This is a genomic window from Kineococcus vitellinus (assembly GCF_009906315.1).
GTDB lineage: Bacteria > Actinomycetota > Actinomycetes > Actinomycetales > Kineococcaceae > Kineococcus > Kineococcus vitellinus.
Genome location: NZ_JAAALL010000503.1, coordinates 1 through 1726 on the forward strand (window position 1 = coordinate 1; position 1726 = coordinate 1726).

General features: G+C 78.0%; 2 protein-coding genes. Both read left to right on the plus strand.

Translation table 11 applies throughout. The features are described 5' to 3' along the window. Window positions 1-28 precede the first annotated feature (28 nt). Window positions 29-271, plus strand: a complete 243-nt coding sequence (locus tag GTQ99_RS22880; protein WP_166617962.1) for a DprA-like winged helix domain-containing protein — start codon at window positions 29-31, stop codon at window positions 269-271. 166 nt (window positions 272-437) lie between these two features. Next, on the plus strand, window positions 438-1726 hold a 1289-nt coding region (locus GTQ99_RS22885; RefSeq protein WP_166617963.1), incomplete at its 3' end, for a hypothetical protein.

Here is a 1726-nt window from a genome sequence, read left to right on the forward strand (position 1 = left end):
GTCATCGAGGCACCAGGGAGCACCCTTCATGCGCAGCGTCACCGCCGGCCGGCCACCCGTCACCCGTGAGCAGGCCGACGTCCTCACCGCCCTGGTCCTGGCCGAGGACCCGCTCGGCACCGAGGAGCTCGCCGAGCGCACGGGGCTGCCCCAGCAGGTCGTCCGCGCCGCCCTGCTGCGCCTGGGCCGGCGCGGGTCGGCGCGCAGGGTCCCCCGGGCGCCCGGCGACGCGCAGCGCTGGGAGGCCACCGGGGTCCCGCCGCGGCGCTGAGCGGGCGCCGGCGGCGGACGGGCGACACGCCCCGCCGCGACCGGCTCCACCGTCACCGCCACCGCCACCGCCACCGCCTACGCTGGCGCCACCGCGCCGACGAGGAGACCGCCCGCATGCCCCGCACCCCGTTCCCGGTGCCGCCCGCCGGTGGCGGAGGCACCCGGTGAGGCCCGTCCCGTGGAGGGTCCGCCCGGTCCCGACGGTGTGGCTGGACTTCACCACCGGTGTCGGCGTGACCGACTCCGGCGCCCGCGTCACCCCCCGGCTCACCGGCCGGCGCAAGCGCCCCGCGCTGGTGGACCTGCTGGACACCGCCCACAACCTCTCGGCCGAGCGGATCATGCTCACGGGCAAGCTGCCGGCCGCCGAGCCGGGGCAGCCGCACTGGCTGATCGCCGAGACGCCCTCGTGGACCTCGCCGGGGCACTGGCTGTCCACCCCGCCCACCGGCCGCTTCACCCACGAGGTGACCGGCCGCGCCCTGGAGGTGCGCACCGCGGCGGAGTGGTTCCCCGTCGCCGCCGACCCGGCCGCCGGGTTCGGCCCCGACCAGGCGCGCCAGGCGTGGGTGCTCACCACCGAGGCGGTCAAGGGGGTGGAGGACATGGAGCTGCTGAAGTCCCCGGCCGCCACCGGTGCGCAGCTGTGGGCGCGCTCGCTGCCCCGCACGGTCGACCCCGAGCCGCTGCCCGAGGACGTCGCGGAGCTGCTGCACCGCACCTCCGGCCAGCACCGCATCGAGCACCTGACCACCGGGCCCGCCGCCTGCGCCTGCGGCGCCTGCCGGCCCCTGGTGGACCTGGAGCGCTCCCCGCGCGGTGGCTTCGCCTACGTCGACGGCCGGTTCATGTACGCCTCGCTGTGCCGCGAGCTCGGCAGCGGGCCCGTCACCCGGCTGACCGCGCAGCAGGGGCAGGAGCTGCTGGAGTCCGACCCCTACGCCCGCGCCCGCTACCGGGTGCGCTTCCGCGTGCCCGAGTGGTGGGACCACGTCGGGGTGCTGCCCGTGGCCCACGAGGAGGTCAGCGCCGGCTGGCACTACCCCAACGTGCCGGGCGCGCGCGGCGAGACGTGGGCGGACGGGGTGGAGGTCAAGATCGCCTACGACGCCGGCTGGGACGTGCAGGTCCTGGAGGGCCTGCGGTTCACCAAGGGCCGGCTGCTGGACACCTGGGCCGACCGCCTCAAGCGCGCCCGCGAGCGCCTGGCCGCCGACGCGGCCGCCGACGGGGGTGCCGACGCGGGTGCGCGGGTGGACCCGCTGGTGCGCTCGGCGGCGGTCGCGGCGGTGCGCGCGATCCTCATCCAGGGCATCGGCGCCTTCGCCTCCCGCGGGCGCGAGACGACCCGCGTCGCGTGGTCGGCGCGCGAGGTGCCGGCCGAGGCGGCCGCCACGGTGGTGCGGCACGGGGAGGCGTTCGTCTACCGCCTCCCCGTGCCGCACCACCGTGG

Coding starts and splice junctions, on each gene's coding strand:
- GTQ99_RS22880 (WP_166617962.1), top strand. CDS start 29: ATGCGCAGCGTCACCGCCGGCCGGCCACCCGTCACCCGTGAGCAGGCC.